This window comes from Streptomyces sp. NPDC104761 (assembly GCF_055583445.1).
The window spans coordinates 144,677-163,388 of record NZ_JBVJNZ010000010.1; the positions used below are offsets into that span (position 1 = coordinate 144,677).

Genomic DNA, 18,712 nt, shown 5'->3' on the forward strand with positions numbered 1-18,712 from the left:
TGCTCGGCCCCGAGCCGCCGATTCGCGCCGGATCAACGAGGTGAATACCAGAAAACCGGACCCCCAGCCCCCGGCCCCGGGCCCGGCACACCTGCCCTAGGGAGCAGAACGGCCCGCTCCTGGGCCGCCGGCCACCTTCGCGACAGGCCGAACCCGTTGGACGGTGAAAGCCCCGGAGGCCGCCACCCACGGGGGTGACGGCCTGCCTGCCCGGCTCTTTCGTCCGTCAGAGGGTCTTACCGGTGTCTTCGATGGGGGTTTCCGCCGTCGCCGGCCCCACGATCAGCCCGTCACCGAACGCGTCCACGCGGACCGTGTCGCCGTCCTTGACCTCGCCGGCGAGGATCTCCCTGGCCAGCCGGTCGCCGATGGCGGTCTGGACCAGGCGGCGCAGCGGGCGGGCGCCGTAGGCCGGGTCGTTGCCCTCCTCGGCGAGCCAGGCCAGGGCCTCGGGGGTGATCTCCAGGGCGAGGCGGCGGTCGGCGAGGCGCTTGGCCAGCCGGTCGATCTGGAGGCGGGCGATCCGGGCCAGTTCGTCCTTCTCCAGGGCCGAGAAGACCACCAGGTCGTCCAGGCGGTTCAGGAACTCCGGCTTGAAGGACCTCCGGACCGTCTCCAGGACCTGCTCCTTCTTCTCCTCCGGGCTGAGCGCCGGGTCGACCAGGTACTGGCTGCCCAGGTTCGAGGTGAGGACCAGGATGGTGTTGCGGAAGTCGACCGTGCGGCCCTGGCCGTCGGTGAGGCGCCCGTCGTCCAGCACCTGGAGCAGGATGTCGAAGACCTCGGGGTGGGCCTTCTCCACCTCGTCCAGCAGGACCACGGTGTAGGGCCTGCGGCGGACCGCCTCGGTGAGCTGGCCGCCCTCCTCGTAGCCGACGTAGCCGGGCGGGGCGCCGACCAGCCGGGCCACGCTGTGCTTCTCGCCGTACTCCGACATGTCGATGCGGACCATCGCCCGCTCGTCGTCGAAGAGGAAGTCGGCGAGTGCCTTGGCGAGTTCGGTCTTGCCGACGCCGGTCGGGCCGAGGAAGAGGAAGGAGCCGGTGGGGCGGTCCGGGTCGGCGATCCCGGCGCGGGAACGTCGTACGGCGTCCGACACCGCTCGTACGGCCTCGGTCTGGCCGATCAGGCGGCGGCCCAGCTCCTCCTCCATGCGGAGCAGCTTCTGGGTCTCGCCCTCCAGCAGGCGGCCGGCCGGGATGCCGGTCCAGGCGGCGACCACGTCGGCGATGTCGTCGGAGCCGACCTCGTCCTTGACCATGGTGTCCCTGGCCGTCTCCTCCTCGGCCTCGGACGCGGCCTCCAGCTCCTTCTCCAGCTGCGGGATCTCGCCGTAGAGCAGCTTGGAGGCGGTGTCGAAGTCGCCGTCGCGCTGGGCGCGTTCGGCGGTGCCGCGCAGGGCGTCGAGCTTCTCCTTCAGCTCGCCGACCCGGTTCAGGGACTGCTTCTCGCGCTCCCAGCGGGCGTTGAGGCCGCGCAGGTCCTCCTCCTTGTCGGCGAGGTCGCGGCGCAGCTTCTCCAGGCGCTCCCGGGAGGCCGGGTCGGTCTCCTTCTCCAGCGCCAGCTCCTCCATCTTCAACCGGTCGACGGAACGCTGGAGTTCGTCGATCTCGACGGGGGACGAATCGATCTCCATGCGGAGGCGGGAGGCGGCCTCGTCGACGAGGTCGATGGCCTTGTCGGGGAGGAAGCGGGAGGTGATGTAGCGGTCGGAGAGGGTCGCGGAGGCGACCAGTGCCGAGTCCGCGATCTGAACCTTGTGGTGGGCCTCGTAACGCCCCTTCAGGCCACGGAGGATGGCGATCGTGTCCTCCACCGTCGGCTCGGCGACCAGCACTTGCTGGAATCGGCGCTCCAACGCCGGGTCCTTCTCGATGCGTTCGCGGTACTCGTCGAGGGTGGTGGCGCCGACCATGCGCAGTTCGCCGCGGGCCAGCATCGGCTTCAGCATGTTGCCGGCGTCCATGGCGGAGTCGCCGCCGGCGCCCGCGCCCACGACCGTGTGCAGCTCGTCGATGAAGGTGATGATCTGCCCGTCGGAGTCCTTGATCTCGGCGAGGACGGTCTTCAGCCGCTCCTCGAACTCGCCGCGGTACTTCGCGCCGGCGACCATCGCGCCGAGGTCCAGCGCCACCAGCCGCTTGTCCTTCAGCGACTCGGGCACGTCGCCCTTGACGATCCGCTGGGCCAGCCCCTCGACGACGGCGGTCTTGCCGACGCCGGGCTCGCCGATGAGCACGGGGTTGTTCTTGGTACGGCGGGACAGCACCTGCACGACCCGGCGGATCTCCTGGTCCCGCCCGATGACCGGGTCGAGCTTCCCGTCCCGCGCGGCGGCGGTGAAGTCCGTCCCGAACTTCTCCAGTGCCTTGTACTGGCCCTCGGGGTCGGCGGTGGTCACCCGGCGCCCGCCGCGCGCCTTCCGGAAGGCCTCCGCCAGCTTCTTCGCACTGGCGCCCTGCCGGTCGAGCACCTCGCCGGCCGCGCCGCCCTTCGCGGCGATGCCGATGAGCAGGTGCTCGGTGGAGAGGTAGTCGTCGCCGAGTTCCTTGGCGCGTTCGCCCGCGTCGGCGATGACCGCGAGCAGGTCGCGGTTGGGCTGCGGGGGCGCGACCGTGGACCCGGTCACGCTGGGCAGCGCGGCCAGCACGCGCTCGGCGCCCTGGCGTACGGCGGCCTGGTCGGCGTCGACGGCCGCGAGCAGGTCGGTGATGTTCTCGTTGTCCTGCCCGGCAAGCAGAGCCAGCAGCAGGTGGGCAGGGGTGAGGTCCGCGTGTCCCTCGGTCACGGCCCGGCTGCTGGCCGCGTTGATCGCGTCCCGGCTCCTGTTGGTCAGCTCGGCGTCCACGTTCGCGTTCTCCTCCTCGGCATCGTTCGGCTGACTCAGCCAACGTACACAAAGTTGAGTCTATTCCACTCAAGGTGCGAGCGGGAGCCCTTCCTGGGCCGCCTTTCGGGCCTTCGAGTACGCCCGAAGGTGCCCCGCTCGCCGACCGCGGGGCCGGACGAGAGGACCGGGGGCGGGGCGTGGGGCGGAGACCGACGGCCGGCGCGGCAGGGGCGTCCGGGGAGAAGCCGTCGATGGCGGTGATCGAGACGCGGTGGAGCGGGCGCGGCCGGGACGTGGCCGAGGGCCGGCCGGGGGCAGGTCGGCCGACCGGTTCCGGCGGCTGGTTTCAGCCACCGTGGGATGCGGCCGAAACCGGCCGAAACATCGAAATGTCCCCCGAAAACTGCAGCGGCGTCACCGTGTTCAGGTCACGGTGACGCCGCTGCGGGGGGAAGCGCCTGAGCGATCTTTTACGACGGGGGAATCGCGTCAGGCACTGCGGGGGGTGGCCGAGATGGTCCTCACGTCCGGGACATCCGGCTCAGCCAGCCGGTGGTCCCGTTGGTCCAGGTTCACAAAGATCATTCCGTACCGGATCGCGCACCGCACGGGCTGCGGCGCACCCCGGGGCTTGCGCAGACACCGGTACGCCCGTACGTCCTCGTCCTCGTCGCGCGTGACGACGACCGGCTCACCGAAGACGGTCACCATCAGCGAGTCACCGGAGTGGGGGATCGCGGTGACGAGGTCGATGAAGTGCCAGCCCGAGCGGTAGGCGGTGGCCATCTCGCGGCGGAAGGAGCGGTCGTCCGGAGGAGTGGTCACGTCAACTCCACGCACTGTCGTCCGGAGCGACAATGACACTGTCACTGACGGCCGCATCGGGAGCCGCCACGGACCAGGCGCTGTCGGCCTGCACCCCACCCTTCGCGCCGGCGAGGCCACTCAGAGAACCGAAGGCCACAATGGCGGCGAAGGCGGCGACAAGCACCGAGCGAAGCATTCTCTTAGGCATAGCCGGCTTCGTCCTCACTTGAAGGTCCCCTCGTTCCCCCGTCCAGTAAGACGATGGCTCATTCGGGCACATCATGGCCACACGATCGGTGCATCATGTTCCTGCATGTTCAGGACCCTGGGGGGTGGAGATTTGACAACGAATCGGGCGAAAGCCGCGCATCCCCATGCGGTGACGGAGCTGTGTGGGGATGGCGCCCGTCTGTACGCGAACGCGCTCCGCACGGGACGTATCGCCCGCGCCGACGTGGAGCCCGCCCCGTGCCTCATGGAATTCGCCCTGCTCCATCCCGATCCCGACGACGCGAACTGGCTCCGCCCGGTTCCCCCGTCGGTGGCCCTGGCCCAGCGGCTCAACCCCATCGAACGCGAGATCACCGACCGCCGACGGCTGTCCATCGACCTCGCAGACGCATTCGAGCCGTTCATGGCCCTGAGCGCACAGGTGACGCAGTCGACGGACTCGATCACGGTATTGGAGGGGCTCGACCGCATCAACGCCGCGCTCGACCTCGCCACCGCCCAGTGCCAGAACGAGATGCTCACCGTCCAGCCCAGCCACCGCCACCCCGAGCGCAGACTCATCGAGGCTCTGGAGCGCGACAAGCCGCTGATCGAGCGCGGGGTGCGCATACGCACCCTCTACCAGCACACCGCCCGCTACAGCCCCGAACGGCTTGCGTGGGTGGACCAGTTCTCCGACGGTAAGGCCGAGTACCGCACCATCGACGAGCTCGTCGAACGCCTGATCATCTGTGACGAGACCGTGGCCTTCATCCCCACCCGCGACGACCGCCAGGTCGCCCTCGAACTGCGCCATTCCGGCCTCGTCCGTTACTTGATCAAAGTCTTCGAGTTCATGTGGAACCGCGCCGTACCACTTAGCGCCGGTGCCCCCTACGAGACCGCTCCCGACGGCATCACCGACATCCAACACTCGATCGCCAAGCTGCTGGTCGAGGGGCATGTCGACGAGGCCATCGCCCGTCGGCTGGGCATGAACGTCCGCACCTGCCGCGCCCACATTGCCAAGCTGGCTCAGGCGCTCGGCAGCGGTAGCCGTGCTCAGCTCGGCTACCTGATCGCCCAGTCCGGGATCCTGGACCAGAAGCTCCACGGGGAGGGCGGTGACCGGTGACGCCGCCCCCACACACCGAGCACGGCGTCGAGGACCTGTGCATCGCGGGGACGGAACTCTACGAGCGTGCCCTCGGCCACGGACACGTCTCCTTGCAGGACGCCGCGGACGCGCCCTGCCTTCTCGACCTCGGCCTGCTGCACCCGGCGCTCGACGACGCCGGCCGGCTGGAGCCCGTCGCCCCGGACGTCGCGCTCACCCGGCTGCTGCGCGGGGCCCGCGCCCGCATCACCGAGGAATGGCGGCTGGAGCAGCACCTGGTGGAGCTCTTCGAACCGCTGATGAACGTCCAGGGACCGCCCCGCGCGACGACGGACTCCCCTGCGCTGCGGCTGCTGAGCGGCACACGGCGGATCAACCAGGCCATCGGCGAGTCCATGGCGGAGGCCCGGCAGGAAATCCTGTGCGTCCAGCCGCACGCCGGTCTGGTCGGCGAGCGGGGTGCCCAGGCCCGCCCCGCCGCCTTCGGACGCGACCAGGCGTTCCTCGACCGCGGCGGCCGGTTCCGCACGCTTTACCAGAACACCCTGCGCCATGTGCCCAACGTGTTCACCTACGCCGAGAGCCTCAAGGGCGACAGCACGGCCCGCGGGCTCGACGAGGTGCCCGACCGGCTCATCGTCATGGACCGGACGGTCGCCTTCCTCCCCGCCAAGGACGACGGCTCCCTCGCCCTGGAGGTCCGCCACCCGGCACTGATCGACTACCTGATCAGCGCCTTCGACCGGCTCTGGCGCCTGGCCACGCCGATGTTCCCCGAGGCCGAGTTCCGCCCCTCCGTCAACGGAGTCACCCCCCGCCAGCAGGCCATCGCCGCCCTCCTCGTGGAGGGCCACACCGACGCGGTCATCGCCCAGCGGCTCGGCATGAACGTCCGCACCGCCCGTGTCCACATCGCCAAACTCGCCGCCACCCTCGGCAGCGAGAGCCGCGCCCAGCTCGGCTACCTCATCGCACGCTCCGGGATCCTCGACGAGGCGGAGCCCACCCGGTGAGCCGCTGCGAGCACGGTGCGGACGAGCTGTGCCAGGCCGGCGCCAAGCTGTACGAACGCGCCCTGCGCACCGGGCACATCGACGCCTGGGAGGCCGCCGACACGCCCTGTCTCACCGACCTCGGCCTCCTCCACCCGGCCCTCGACGACCCGAACCGGCTGGAGCCCGTCGCCCCCGCCGCAGCTCTGAACCGTCTGCTGCGTTCCGCCCGGGGCCGGATCGCCGCCGAACGGCGCCGCGAAGAAAGGCTGGTGGAGCTGTTCGAACCGCTCATGCGGGCCGACGGCCCGCGCGGCGCCTCCTCGGACGTCCCGACGATCAGCGTCCTCAGCGGACTCGACCGCATCGGTGAGGTCATCACCGAGGCCATGGTCGCCAGTTCCGGCGAACTTCTCACAATCCAGCCGCACACCACCAACATCGTGGCCCACACCCCTTCCAGGAGGCATGTCGAAGCCCTGGTCCGCGACCAGGCGCTGCTCGACCGCGGCGGCCGTATCCGCACGCTCTACCAGCACCCCCTCCGCCACTCCCCCACAGTCGTCGCACGCTACGAGTACCTGCACGGCGACGTGGAGGCCCGCACGCTCGACGAAGTGACGGCACGCCTCATCGTCATCGACCGCACCGTCGCCTTCGTGCCCGCGAACGCGGACCGCACCCTCGCCCTCGAGATCCGCCACCCCGCCCTCGTCAAGTACCTCGCCACCCTCTTCGACCGGCTCTGGCGCCTGGCCACGCCCATGTACCCGGAGCCGGCCCGCCGCCCCAGTGTCAACGGCATCACCCCGCGCCAGCAGGCCATCGCCGCCCTCCTCGTGGACGGCCACACCGACGCCGTCATCGCCCAGCGGCTCGGCATGAACATCCGCACCGCCCGCGTCCACATCGCCAAGCTCGCCGACACTCTCGGCAGCGAGAGCCGCGCCCAGCTCGGCTACCTCATCGCACGCTCGGGGATCCTTGATCCGGAAGGCTGACCGCGTCCGAGGCCGGGTCGGGGGCCGTGCCCGGGGCCGTGCCGGAAACCCCGCTCGCCCCGCCCGGCGGCCGGTCCAGCCCCACCTGGGCTATCCGCACGCCGAGTTGGGTGCGGCTGGCCGCGCCCAGGGTCTCCGAGAGGCGGGCGATGTGGGCTCGGCAGGTGCGCACGCTGATGCCGAGGCGTTCGGCGATCACCGCGTCCTGGTGGCCCTCGGCGAGCAGCGCGGCGATGGACTGCTCCCGGTGCGAGATGCCCTCGATGCCGGTGTCGGGGAGCGGGGCGGTGAGCGGGATCGCGAGGCGCCAGAGACGTTCGAAAACCGTGACGAAGTACTCGACGAGGGCGGGGTGGCGCAGCTCCAGGGCCATCGTGCGGTCCGCGTTCGCGGGGATGAACGCCACCGTGCGGTCGAAGAGGATGAGCCGGTCGATGACCTCGTCCAGGGTGCGGGCCTCGACCGCGTCGCCCATCAGCTCCAGGTAGTTGAGCAGGCCCTGGCCGTGCCGGGCGACGTGCGTGTACAGGTCGCGCATCCGCACGCCCCGCCCGCGCAGGGCGACGGCCCGGTGCAGGCCCTCGGTCAGCTCCGACTCGCGCCGGATGCCGCCGGGCTGCACGGTCAGCACCTCCTGCGTGCACGCCTCCGTCGCCTCGTCCATGGCCGCCTGGATCCGGGACAGCCCGTCGAGCACCCGGATGGCCGCCGTGCCCTCCGCGGACGCCGAGACGGCCTGCAGATGCCGTCCCAGACCGGCGTACCACTCGAACGCCGCGACCGCCGACCCCATCCGCCGCTGGCTGTCCGTCACCTCGTCGTAGACCCCGCGCAGCAGCCGGGTCATGACCTCCTGCGGAGCGGTCGGCACCAGCCAGTCCATGTCGTCGGGATCGGGGTGCAGCAGCGCCAGTTCAAGCAGGCAGGGCACCACGTCGGCGTCCGTGCGCCGCACCCGGCCCCGGCGCACGGCCCGGGAGTACACCCGGTCCCCGGCGGCGCACAGCCGGTCGGCACCGTGTGGATGCTCCTCCGTCCCGTGCCCGGCCATCGCCCATTCCACCCCCGGTTTGCTGCCTCTTCCGCAGCGCAACTATGAGCGGTCCGGACCGGGTCCGCAACACGGCTCCCCTCGCACAGGGCGCCGTAATGCCCGGATGCGACCGGATATCGCACCGCCTCCGCCGACCACATTGCAACAAGATGACGGTGGTGGCAGGGGGGTGCGCGCGGCATCGTGAGAGCCGCTTCCCACGGGTGTCGCCGGACACCCGGCGGGGCCCCGGGCCATCCTCCCCCGATCGGGCCGGGGCCCCGTGCAACGCGCCCACGGGGGAGATGCGTTGCAGGGAGGGCCGCTCGCGGGCGCGTGGCGCGGCGGTCTCGGCGAATCCCCGAAATCCGCCAGTGATCGCCGCGTTACGTGCCCGCTCTAACGTCCCTCCATGGCGGACATATTCGACGCGTACGCGTTGGCCGACGCGTGGGACGAGATGTTTGTGCGGCCGGGTGAGGTCAGGACCGCCTATGAGCCGGTACTGGCTGCGCTCCAGCCGATCGAACCGAGTGAACTGCGGTTCCGGGCCGACCAGATGGCCCGGGCCTTCACCGACCGGGGGGTGACCTACGCCTTCGCGGGCGAGGAACGGCCCTGGCCGCTGGACCTGGTGCCGAGGATCCTCGACGCCCTGGAGTGGGATCTTCTGCGAAGAGGCGTGGCCCAGCGGGTCCGGGCGCTGGAGGCCTATCTGGCCGACGCCTACGGACACGCGCGGGCCTTCGAGGACGGGGTGGTGCCCTGGCGGCTGCTCCTTGGCTCGCCGCACTTCCACCGGGCCGCGCACGCGGTGGAGCCGCCCGGCGGGGTGCGCATCCATGTGGCCGGAATCGACCTGGTCCGCGACGAGGCCGGGGCCTTCCGGGTCCTCGAGGACAACGTGCGGGTACCGAGCGGGGTGTCGTACGTCATCGAGAACCGGCGTGCGATGACCCGGATCTTCCCCTCGCTCTTCGCCGAGCAGCACGTGCTCCCGGTGGACGGGTATCCGGGCCGGCTGCTCGCCGCCCTGCGGGCCGCCGCGCCCGGCGGGGCGGCGAGCGATCCCCGGGTGGTCGTCCTCACCCCCGGGCCCAGCAACGCGGCGTACTTCGAACACGCCCTGCTGGCACGGCTGATGGGTGTGCAGCTGGTGGAGGGGCACGACCTGGTGTGCCGGAGCAACCGCGTGTGGATGCGCACGACGCGCGGCGAGGTGCCCGTGCACGTCGTCTACCGGCGCCTCGACGACGACTTCCTCGACCCGCTGCACTTCCGCTCCGACTCGGTGATCGGCTGCCCCGGCATCCTGAGCGCCGCCATCGCGGGGAACGTCACACTCGCGAACGCTGTCGGCAACGGCATCGCGGACGACAAACTCCTCTACACCTACGTCCCGGACCTGATCCGCTACTACCTCGGGGAAGAACCGGTTCTCCCCAACGTCGAGTCCTACCGGCCTGATGAACCAGGCCAGTTGGACGCGGTCCTGGACCAGATCGACCAGCTGGTGGTGAAGCCCGTGGACGGGGCCGGCGGGCAGGGCATCGTGATCGGCCCGAAGGCCGACAAGGAGACTCTGGAACGCACTCGCAAAGCCGTCGCGGCCGACCCGCGCGGCTTCATCGCGCAGCGCCCGGTCGCCCTCTCCACCTCCCCCACCCTCTCGGGTGAACGGATGGCCCCGCGCCACATTGACCTGCGCCCGTTCGCCGTGAACGACGGCGACGGCATCTGGGTGCTGCCCGGCGGCCTCACCCGGGTCGCCCTCCAGGAGGGCAACCTGATCGTCAACTCCAGCCAGGGCGGCGGCTCCAAGGACACCTGGGTGCTCGCCGAGGGCCCGGCGGATCGCCCCGAGCCGGTCGGCGCGGGCCCGATCCCCGCCGTCGCCCCGCGCCGCCTCGGCCCCGACGGCACCCGTGCGGTCGTAGCGGAAGGAGCGCAGCAGCAGTGAACGACGTGATCCTCTCCCGTATCGCCGAGTCGCTGACGTGGACCGGCCGCTACGTCGAACGGGCCGACGCCACCGGCCGGATCCTCGACGCCTACCTGCACCGGCTGCTCGAGGACCCCTGGCGCGACGAGGACGCCGCCTGCCGGTCGCTGTACGCGATCCTCGGCGTGGACGCCGGTCCGGAACGGGTGGACATGCAGCAGGTCCTGGACCAGCTCGCCTTCGACGCCCGCTCCACCTGCTCCATCGAGGGCGCGCTCGGCGCCGCCCGGCTGAACGCGCGCAGCGCCCGCGAGGCCGTCTCCTCCGAGATGTGGGAGTGCCTCAACTCCACGTGGCACGCGCTCGGCGACCGGCGCCGCGCCGCCCGCCGCACCGGCCCCTACGCCTACCTGGAACTGGTGCGCAGCCGGGCCGCGCTCTTCTTCGGGCTCGCCGACTCCACCATGAGCCGGGACGACAGCTGGCGGTTCGTCGTCCTCGGGCGGAGCCTGGAGCGGGTGGACATGACGGTACGGCTGCTCTCGGTGCGCGTGCTGGACGCGGCGCACGCGCCGGACTGGCCGACGCTGCTCAGCGCGAGCGGCGCCGACGAGGCGTACGCCCGGGTGCACAGCGGCTTCGGGGACACCCCGAGGGTGGCCGAATTCCTGCTCCTGGACCGGGACTTCCCGCGGTCGGCGCTGCACGCGCTGACCACCGCCGAGGAGTGCCTGGCCGCGCTCGGCCGGCCCCGCCAGGATCCGGCCCGCTCCCCCGTCGGCCGGGCCCGCACCCGCCTCGAATACCTCGACACCGCCACCCTGGAGGAGCAGCTGCCGGTCCTGCTGCGCGACCTCCAGCAGGCCTGCATGGCGTCCGCCGACGCGGTGGCGGAGCGGTTCTTCCCGTACCAGGGGCCCGTGCAGTGGGCCCAGGAAGGAGCCTGAGATGGCTCGTCGCCTCCGCATCCGGCACACCACCCGGGTCTCCTACGCGCAGCCCGCGGCCTCCTCGCACAACGAGGTCCGGATGACGCCGCTGACCCTGCCGGGGCAGACCACGCTGGACGCGCGGGTCACGGTGCAGCCGGCGACCGCCGTCTGGTCGTACTGGGACTACTGGGGCACCCAGGTCACCGGCTTCGACCTCCTCGAACCGCACGAGGAGGTGACGATCACCGCGTCCAGCCTGGTGGAGACGGCGGCGCCGGGCCCGCTGCCGGCCGCGCCGGGGTGGCGGGAGCTGGCCGAACGCGCCTCGGGGTCACGGCTGTTGGAGTTCGTGACGCCGACCGCGCGTACGTCGGTGCCGAAGAAGCTGGTGAAGAAGGCGCTGGGCGCGGCGGCGGGGCTGGGCCCGCACGAGGCCGCGGTGGCCGTGTCCGGGATGGTCGCGGACCGGGTGACGTACCTGCCGGGGGCGACCGGGGTGAACACCTCGCCCGCGGAGGCGTGGGCCCAGCGGGCGGGCGTCTGCCAGGACATCACCCACCTCACCGTCGCCCTGCTGCGGGGGCTGGGGCTGCCGGCCCGGTACGTGTCCGGGTACCTGCACCCCGAGCGGGAGGCCGAGCTGGACCGGCCCGTCGCCGGGCAGAGCCACGCCTGGATCGAGTACTGGGCCGGCGACTGGTGCGGGTACGACCCGACGAACCGGGTGCGGGCCGGGGAGGACCACGTGGTGGTGGGCCGGGGCCGGGACTACGACGACGTGACCCCGCACAAGGGGATCTACCGGGGGGTGCCGGGAGGGGCGCCGGAGGTGACGGTGGAGTTCACCAGGGTCGCGTAGCCGGTCGGCTGCGGGCCGGTGGGGGTTGCTCGCGCAGTTCCTCCCCCAGCCTTCGGCCGGGGGGGGTACCCCCAGCGCCCCTTACGGGGCGCGGCAGAGGCGTCAGCCCCCGACTCCCGGCGACTCCCCTACTTGAGGCCCGCCTGCGCGCAAGCGGTCTTGTACGCGGCCGTGCAGATCTGCGAGATCTTGTAGATGCCGTCCGCGACGACGGTGTCCTTGATCTTGCTCTTGGTCACGGCGCTGACCTGCACCAGCTGGGACGGGATGTCCTTGTTGGTCGGGCTGTCGACGGTGTCCTGGGTGAGCGCGTCGAACTGGATGTCCTTGCCCTGGACCTTGTAGACGGCCATCTGGGCGGCGGCCTCGGCCTCGTCGGGGTACGGCTTGTAGACCGTCATGTACTGCTCGCCGATGAGGATCCGCTGGATGGCGTCGAGGTCCGCGTCCTGGCCGGTGATCGGCGGCATGTTGGTCACACCCGCGGCCTTGAGGGCCTTGACGACACCGCCCGCCATGGCGTCGTTGGCGGAGTAGACGGCGGCGATGTTGTCCTTGCCGAGCAGGTCGACGGCCTTGGTGACCTCCTGCTCGGCGATGTCCGGGTTCCAGTCCTTGGTGTCGTACGAGTAGCCCGCGGTCGTCACCTTGCCGTTCAGCTCGGACAGGGCACCCGTCTTGAACTGCTTGGCGTTGGGGTCGGTCGGCGAGCCGTTGATCATGACGACCTTGTCGGAGGTGTCGACGTTCGAGCCGAGCGCCTCCAGGAGGGTACGGGCCTGGACCTCGCCCACCAGCTCGTTGTCGAAGGACACGTAGGCGTCGATGGGGCCCTCGGCGAGGCGGTCGTAGGCGATGACCGGGATGCCCGCGGCCTTGGCCTTCTTCACCGTGCCCGCGATGGCGTGCGCGTCGACGGCGTCCAGGATGATCACGTCGTCCTTGTCGGCGATCATCTGCTGCATCTGCGTCGCCTGCGTGGCGGCGGACGAGCCGGCGTTCTGGTAGTCGACCTTGCCCTGGTTGTTGGTCAGCTCGGCGATCTTCGACTTCATGATCGGGTAGTCGAAGTTGTTGTAGCGGGTGTTGATCTTGTCCGGCATCAGCACGCCCACCGTGATGTCGTTGCCCTTCGTCGGGGTCGCGGACGTCGACGAACCTGTCGCGTTGAGCACGCCGCAGCCGGCAAGCGAAAGGGTCATCGTGGACGCGGCCACAAACATGGCTATTCGACGCATACGGGGGCTCACTTCAGGTGCGTTCCGGACGTGGGCTGCTTTGCGACCCAGATGTCTGAAAAGCCAACGCGTAGGCCACACCCGGCGTCAAGCGGAACTACTTAACGAGTGCGCAACACCACGCTCCGCTGCTTCTGTGAAGGCTCAGCGGAATCACCTCCAAACACTCTTTACGGACCCTCCATCCAACGGGAGTTCACGGGCAGGCAAAGATCAGTACAACCAACGCGGTTCCTCACGAGTCGACATCCGGAACGGCCGTTCCGGTCGTGCGGATGCGACCAGAGGATCGAATGAACCCAGCCAGAAGCGCCACGGCCGTCGCCGCGGTGTTCGCCACCGCCGGCACGTTGCCCGGCGGCGCCGCCTGCACCGCCTCGGCGGCCACGGCCTGCTCCTCCCCCGTCTTCACGCGGCAGTTGTTCGCGAACACCACGTTCAAGGGCACCCCGAAGAAGACCGCCTGCGACTCCGCGGTCGACGAGAGCTGGAGCGGTGCGCCGGCGTCCGGCCTCCCGAAGGACGACTTCGGCGTCCACTGGACCGTCACCCGCGACTTCGGCTCCGGCGGCCCCTTCGCCTCGCCGCCTCCGGCCTCGACGGCATCCGTGTCTACCGGGTGGTCCGCACCGACAGGGCGACCGGCGTCAGCAGCACGGTGGCCGGGTGCAAGCCGAACAGCTCGCAGGACCCGCCGCTGACGGATCCTCACACCTACTGGACCTGGACCGGCGACGCCCCCGGGTACGCCGGCGACCGCCAGATCAACGGCTCCTGCTGGGACGTCTCCGGCGCGTCCGAGACGACGTACGACTACACGGTCGTGACGATCGACCCGTACGGCCATGAGTCGCCGCCCGGTCCGGCGGCCACGGCGACCACGCCGGACAGGGTGCGGCCGGCCCCGGTGGAAGACCTGACGGCCGAACCCGTCCCGCTGGGCGTCCGCCTGACGTGGACACCGCCCGCCGACGACGACGTCACCGAGTACTACGTCTGGCAGGGCACGACCGACCCGGACACCGGCGAGACGGTCTGGAAGAAGAACTGCTGGAGCTCGGACTCGTCCGCGACAGGGATCGTCTGCCCGACCGTCCCGGACGGCGCCACCCACGTCTACCGTGTGGCCGCAGCGGACGGTCACCACCTGTACGAGAACGAGGGCCCCGACTTCTTCCACACCACGGCCGTCCAGGTCGCCCTGCCGGACACCCGGCCGCCCGGCTGGACCACGACCGGTGTCCGTGCCGACCGTTACCCGGAGCCGTACGTCACCTGCTCGGAGAGCTCCGGCCTCGGCGACTGCTCCCGGTTCGCCGCCTACCGGGTGGAGCGCTGGGACCCCGCGGCGGCCGCCTGGAGCACCCTGGCCGAGGGCCCTGCGGGCACCGCCGCGTCCTACATGGACACGACCGTGTCCGGGGACGAACTGGGCCTCTACTACTACCGCGTCGTCCGCCTGGACGCCTCGGGCGCCGAGGCGTCGGTCACCTCGGCGGCCTACGGCATCTGGGACTACTGAGGGGACTACTGACCGGACGACGAAAGGGGCCCGGAGGTCGTGACCTCCGGGCCCCTTCGCACGCGTACCGCTAGTCCTTGGCCTTCTTCGGCCGCCACACCACCAGCGCGCTGGTCTGCTGGACCTCCTGGTACGGGACCAGGTCGCGGCGGTAGGAGGCGTGGACGGCGGCCTCGCGCTGCTGCATCGCGGCCGCCGCGCCGTCGACGGTCGCCTGGAGTTCGGCGACGCGCTGCTGGAGTGCCATGACCTGGTTCTCCAGTTCGATGATGCGCTTGATGCCGGCCAGGTTGATGCCCTCGTCCTGGGACAGCGCCTGCACCTGGCGGAGCAGTTCGATGTCGCGGGCCGAGTAGCGGCGGCCGCGCCCGGCCGTGCGGTCGGGGGAGACCAGGCCGAGGCGGTCGTACTGGCGCAGCGTCTGCGGGTGCAGTCCGGAGAGCTGGGCCGCCACCGAGATGACGTAGACCGGAGTCTCCTCGGTCAGTTCATACGGGTTACGTCGACGGCCGTCCATCTGCGTCATGCTCCCTTCGCGGCATCGAACAGCTCGGCGCGCGGGTCCTCGCCCGCGGTCGCCTCGCGATACGCCTCCAATGCGTCCCGAGCATTCCCCGACAGGTCCTTCGGGACACTCACCTCGACGGTGACCAGGAGGTCGCCGCGGGTGCCGTCCTTGCGGACCGCGCCCTTGCCACGGGCGCGCATGGTGCGGCCGTTGGGCGTGCCCGGGGGCAGCTTCAGGGTGACCGGCGGTCCGCCCAGGGTGGGCACCCTGACCTCGCCGCCGAGCGCCGCCTCGGTGAAGGTCACCGGGACGGTCACCGTGAGGTTGTCGTCCTTGCGGCCGAACACCGGGTGGGTGTCCACGTGCACCATGACGTACAGGTCGCCCGCGGGGCCGCCGCGTTCGCCCGGTGCGCCCTTGCCGCGCAGCCGGATGCGCTGGCCGTCGGTCACCCCCGCCGGGATGCGGACCTGCATGGTCCGGGACGACTTGGCGCGCCCGCTGCCCTTGCAGTCGGGGCAGGGGTTCTCCGCGATCAGGCCGCGGCCCTTGCAGTCCGGGCAGGGGTCGGTCAGCGAGAAGCCGCCGCCGGAGCCCCGAGCAACCTGGCCGGTGCCGACGCAGGTCGGGCACACCCTGGGCGTGCCGTTCGCGTCGCCGGTGCCGGAACAGGCCTTGCAGGGGGCCTGCGAGGACATCCGCAGCGGGACCGTGGCGCCCTCGATGGCCTCCGTGAAGCTCAGCGTGACCTCGGACTCGATGTCCTGGCCGCGCCGCGGCTGGGTACGGCCGGCCGTGCCGCCGCCCCGGTTGAACAGGCCCCCCAGGACGTCACTGAAGCCGCCGCCGCCGAAGCCGCCCCCGCCCTGGGCGCTGCCCCCGAAGAGGTCGCCCAGGTCGAAGTTGAAGTTGCCGCCGCCCGCGCCCGGCCCCGGGCGGAACCCGCCGTTACCGAAGAGGGCGCGGGCCTCGTCGTACTCCTTGCGCTTCTTGGGGTCGCCGAGTATGTCGTTCGCCTCGGAGATCTCCTTGAAGCGCTCCTCGGCCTTGGCGTTGCCCTTGTTGGCGTCCGGGTGGAACTCGCGGGCGAGCTTCCGGTACGCCTTCTTGATCTCGGCCTCGGTGGCGTCCTTGGGGACGCCGAGGACCTTGTAGTAGTCCTTCTCGATGAAGTCCTTGGTGCTCATCCCCGACGCCCCTCCTTCCGCTCGGTACTTATTACGTCAGCCCTCCTCAGGGCCGTTGTCCTTCTCGTCGGCCGCGGGGGCCTCCTCGGTCCCCTCGGCCTTCGCCGGCGTCGCCCCCGGCTGGGGTTCGGCGACCGCCACCCGCGCGGGGCGGATGGTGCGCTCGCCGATGCGATACCCGGGCTGCAGGATGGCCACGCACGTCGTCTCGGTGACGTCCGGCGCGTAGCTGTGCATCAGCGCCTCGTGGATCGTCGGGTCGAAGGGCTCGCCCTCCTTGCCGAACTGCTGCAGGCCCATCTTCGCCGCGACCGTCTCGAGCGACTCGGCCACCGACTTGAAACCGCCCACCAGTTCGCCGTGTTCCCGAGCGCGGCCGATGTCGTCGAGCACGGGCAGGAGTTCGGTCAGGAGGTTCGCGATGGCGATCTCCCGGACCGTGATCCGGTCGCGCTCCACCCGGCGGCGGTAGTTCTGGTACTCGGCCTGCAGGCGCTGGAGGTCCGCGGTGCGCTCGCCGAGCGCGGTGCGTACCTGGTCCAGCTGCGCGGTCAGGCCGGCCAACTGTGCGCTTGCGTCCCCGGCCGGGGCCGCCCCCTGTGCGGGAGCGGCCTTCGGCTCGGCGTCGTCGGGGGTGGCGCCGGAGGGGACGTCGGGCTTCTCCTCGAAGCCCGGGGTCTCCTCCGTCACGCGGCACCGTCCTTGCGCTCGTCGTCGACGATCTCGGCGTCCACCACGTCGTCGGCGGCGTCACCGGCGGGGGCGCCGCCGGCCGCGGCACCCGCGGCCTGGGCGTCGGCGTACATGGCCTGGCCCAGCTTCTGGGAGACGGCGGCGACCTTCTCGGTGGCGGTGCGGATCTCGGCGGTGTCCTCGCCCTTGAGCTTCTCCTTGAGCTCCTCGACCGCGGACTCGACCTCGGTCTTGATCTCGCCCGGGACCTTGTCCTCGTTGTCCTTGAGGAACTTCTCGGTCTGGTAGACGAGCTGCTCGCCCTGGTTGCGGGTCTCGGCGGCCTCGCGGCGGCGGTGGTCCTCCTCCGCGTACTGCTCGGCCTCCTGGCGCATCCGGTCGACCTCGTCCTTCGGCAGCGAGGAGCCGCCGGTGACGGTCATCTTCTGCTCCTTGCCCGTGCCCAGGTCCTTCGCGGTCACGTGCATGATGCCGTTGGCGTCGATGTCGAAGGAGACCTCGATCTGCGGGACACCGCGCGGGGCCGGCGGCAGACCCGTCAGCTCGAACATGCCGAGCTTCTTGTTGTACGCCGCGATCTCGCGCTCGCCCTGGTAGACCTGGATCTGCACGGAGGGCTGGTTGTCCTCGGCGGTGGTGAAGATCTCGGACCGCTTGGTCGGGATCGTCGTGTTCCGCTCGATGAGCTTGGTCATGATGCCGCCCTTGGTCTCGATACCGAGGGACAGCGGGGTCACGTCGAGGAGCAGGACGTCCTTGACCTCACCCTTGAGCACACCGGCCTGGAGCGAGGCGCCGATGGCGACGACCTCGTCCGGGTTCACACCCTTGTTGGCCTCCTTGCCGCCGGTCAGCTCCTTCACGAGCTCGGCGACGGCGGGCATGCGGGTGGAGCCGCCGACGAGAACGACGTGGTCGATCTCGCCGAGCTGGATGCCGGCGTCCTTGATGACGTTGTGGAACGGCGTCTTGCAGCGCTCCAGGAGGTCCGCGGTCAGCTGCTGGAACTGGGCGCGGGTGAGCTTCTCGTCGAGGTGCAGGGGGCCCTCGGCGGAGGCGGTGATGTACGGCAGGTTGATCGAGGTCTCCGTGGAGGACGACAGCTCGATCTTGGCCTTCTCGGCGGCCTCGCGGAGGCGCTGCAGGGCCATCTTGTCCTTGCCGAGGTCCACGCCGTGGCCGGCCGCGAACTGCTTGACCAGGTAGTCGACGATGCGCTGGTCCCAGTCGTCACCACCGAGGTGGTTGTCGCCGTTGGTGGCCTTCACCTCGACGACGCCGTCGCCGATCTCCAGGAGGGACACGTCGAAGGTGCCGCCACCGAGGTCGAAGACGAGGATCGTCTGGTCGTCCTTGTCGAGGCCGTACGCCAGCGCGGCGGCGGTGGGCTCGTTCACGATGCGCAGGACGTTCAGACCGGCGATCTCGCCGGCCTCCTTCGTCGCCTGGCGCTCGGAGTCGTTGAAGTAGGCCGGGACGGTGATGACCGCGTCGGTCACCTTCTCGCCCAGGTAGGCCTCGGCGTCCCGCTTGAGCTTCTGCAGGATGAACGCGGAGATCTGCTGGGGGTTGAAGTCCTTCCCGTCCAGCTGGATCTTCCAGTCGGTGCCCATGTGACGCTTCACGGACCGGATCGTCCGGTCCACGTTGGTGACCGCCTGGCGCTTGGCGACCTCGCCGACCAGGACTTCGCCGTTCTTCGCGAAGGCGACGACGGACGGCGTGGTCCGGGCACCCTCGGCGTTGGTGATGACGGTGGGCTCGCCGCCTTCAAGAACGCTGACGACGGAGTTAGTCGTGCCCAGGTCGATGCCGACCGCACGTGCCATGGTGAATTCCTC

The 18,712-nt window shown here is 70.7% G+C and carries 16 protein-coding genes; 7 read left to right on the forward strand and 9 right to left on the reverse strand.

Translation table 11 applies throughout. The annotated features are described in order from the left end of the window. Positions 1–226 precede the first annotated feature (226 nt). Complete coding sequence (gene clpB / locus ACZ63F_RS26440; RefSeq protein WP_469714211.1) at positions 227–2,848, reverse strand: ATP-dependent chaperone ClpB; 2,622 nt, start codon at positions 2,846–2,848, stop codon at positions 227–229. Positions 2,849–3,319: 471 nt separating this feature from the next. After that, on the reverse strand, positions 3,320–3,616 hold the full coding sequence (locus ACZ63F_RS26445; protein WP_167449907.1) for a Rieske (2Fe-2S) protein: 297 nt from the start codon (positions 3,614–3,616) through the stop codon (positions 3,320–3,322). Positions 3,617–3,950: 334 nt separating this feature from the next. Here ACZ63F_RS26445 and ACZ63F_RS26450 point away from each other — a divergent pair, with 334 nt between their 5' ends. Genes ACZ63F_RS26450 through ACZ63F_RS26460 form a run of 3 tightly spaced genes read left to right on the forward strand, consistent with a single transcriptional unit; the run spans position 3,951 to position 6,957 of the window. Further along, positions 3,951–4,982 carry a helix-turn-helix transcriptional regulator gene (locus ACZ63F_RS26450; RefSeq protein WP_469714214.1) on the forward strand — a complete coding sequence of 344 codons (1,032 nt, stop codon included), beginning with the start codon at positions 3,951–3,953 and terminating at the stop codon, positions 4,980–4,982. Then, complete coding sequence (locus tag ACZ63F_RS26455; RefSeq protein ID WP_469714216.1) at positions 4,979–5,977, forward strand: helix-turn-helix transcriptional regulator; 999 nt, start codon at positions 4,979–4,981, stop codon at positions 5,975–5,977. The genes ACZ63F_RS26450 and ACZ63F_RS26455 overlap by 4 nt, the downstream gene beginning before the upstream one ends. Continuing rightward, entirely contained in the window at positions 5,974–6,957 is a 984-nt protein-coding gene (locus tag ACZ63F_RS26460; RefSeq protein WP_469714218.1) for a helix-turn-helix transcriptional regulator, read from the forward strand. Before ACZ63F_RS26455 ends, ACZ63F_RS26460 begins: the two co-directional genes overlap by 4 nt. Here ACZ63F_RS26460 and ACZ63F_RS26465 read toward each other — a convergent pair. After that, positions 6,920–8,008, reverse strand: coding sequence for a helix-turn-helix transcriptional regulator (locus tag ACZ63F_RS26465; RefSeq protein WP_469714219.1), 1,089 nt, complete (start codon positions 8,006–8,008; stop codon positions 6,920–6,922). The genes ACZ63F_RS26460 and ACZ63F_RS26465 overlap by 38 nt on opposite strands. Positions 8,009–8,402: 394 nt before the next feature. Between ACZ63F_RS26465 and ACZ63F_RS26470 the strand changes: the two genes are divergently transcribed. Genes ACZ63F_RS26470 through ACZ63F_RS26480 form a run of 3 tightly spaced genes read left to right on the forward strand, consistent with a single transcriptional unit; the run spans position 8,403 to position 11,723 of the window. Continuing rightward, a complete protein-coding gene (locus ACZ63F_RS26470; RefSeq protein ID WP_469714221.1) occupies positions 8,403–9,950 on the forward strand; it encodes a circularly permuted type 2 ATP-grasp protein in 1,548 nt (515 codons plus the stop codon). Continuing rightward, a complete protein-coding gene (locus ACZ63F_RS26475; RefSeq protein WP_352364132.1) occupies positions 9,947–10,879 on the forward strand; it encodes an alpha-E domain-containing protein in 933 nt (310 codons plus the stop codon). Before ACZ63F_RS26470 ends, ACZ63F_RS26475 begins: the two co-directional genes overlap by 4 nt. Before the next feature lies 1 nt (position 10,880). Further along, on the forward strand, positions 10,881–11,723 hold the full coding sequence (locus ACZ63F_RS26480) for a transglutaminase family protein (protein ID WP_469714222.1): 843 nt from the start codon (positions 10,881–10,883) through the stop codon (positions 11,721–11,723). Between the two features lie 128 nt (positions 11,724–11,851). Here the strand turns inward: ACZ63F_RS26480 and ACZ63F_RS26485 are convergent, their stop codons facing one another. Both ACZ63F_RS26485 and ACZ63F_RS26490 read right to left on the reverse strand, forming a co-directional pair. Continuing rightward, positions 11,852–12,961: a sugar ABC transporter substrate-binding protein gene (locus ACZ63F_RS26485; protein ID WP_469714224.1), complete on the reverse strand. Its 1,110-nt coding sequence runs from the start codon at positions 12,959–12,961 to the stop codon at positions 11,852–11,854. A 235-nt stretch (positions 12,962–13,196) separates the two neighbouring features. Then, positions 13,197–13,511, reverse strand: coding sequence for a hypothetical protein (locus ACZ63F_RS26490; RefSeq protein WP_469714226.1), 315 nt, complete (start codon positions 13,509–13,511; stop codon positions 13,197–13,199). Positions 13,512–13,580: 69 nt separating this feature from the next. Here ACZ63F_RS26490 and ACZ63F_RS26495 point away from each other — a divergent pair, with 69 nt between their 5' ends. Further along, entirely contained in the window at positions 13,581–14,483 is a 903-nt protein-coding gene (locus tag ACZ63F_RS26495; protein WP_469714227.1) for a fibronectin type III domain-containing protein, read from the forward strand. A gap of 70 nt (positions 14,484–14,553) precedes the next feature. On the opposite strand, the gene ACZ63F_RS26500 is transcribed toward ACZ63F_RS26495, so the two are convergent. From ACZ63F_RS26500 to dnaK, 4 genes are read right to left on the reverse strand one after another with little or no spacing between them, the layout of a single operon-like run. Then, on the reverse strand, positions 14,554–15,000 hold the full coding sequence (locus ACZ63F_RS26500) for a heat shock protein transcriptional repressor HspR (protein WP_352364124.1): 447 nt from the start codon (positions 14,998–15,000) through the stop codon (positions 14,554–14,556). A 5-nt stretch (positions 15,001–15,005) separates the two neighbouring features. Further along, complete coding sequence (gene dnaJ / locus ACZ63F_RS26505; protein WP_469714228.1) at positions 15,006–16,178, reverse strand: molecular chaperone DnaJ; 1,173 nt, start codon at positions 16,176–16,178, stop codon at positions 15,006–15,008. 36 nt (positions 16,179–16,214) lie between these two features. Next, complete coding sequence (gene grpE, locus ACZ63F_RS26510) at positions 16,215–16,868, reverse strand: nucleotide exchange factor GrpE (RefSeq protein WP_093500374.1); 654 nt, start codon at positions 16,866–16,868, stop codon at positions 16,215–16,217. After that, a complete protein-coding gene (gene dnaK / locus ACZ63F_RS26515) occupies positions 16,865–18,700 on the reverse strand; it encodes a molecular chaperone DnaK (protein ID WP_469714230.1) in 1,836 nt (611 codons plus the stop codon). The genes grpE and dnaK overlap by 4 nt, the downstream gene beginning before the upstream one ends. Positions 18,701–18,712: the final 12 nt, after the last annotated feature.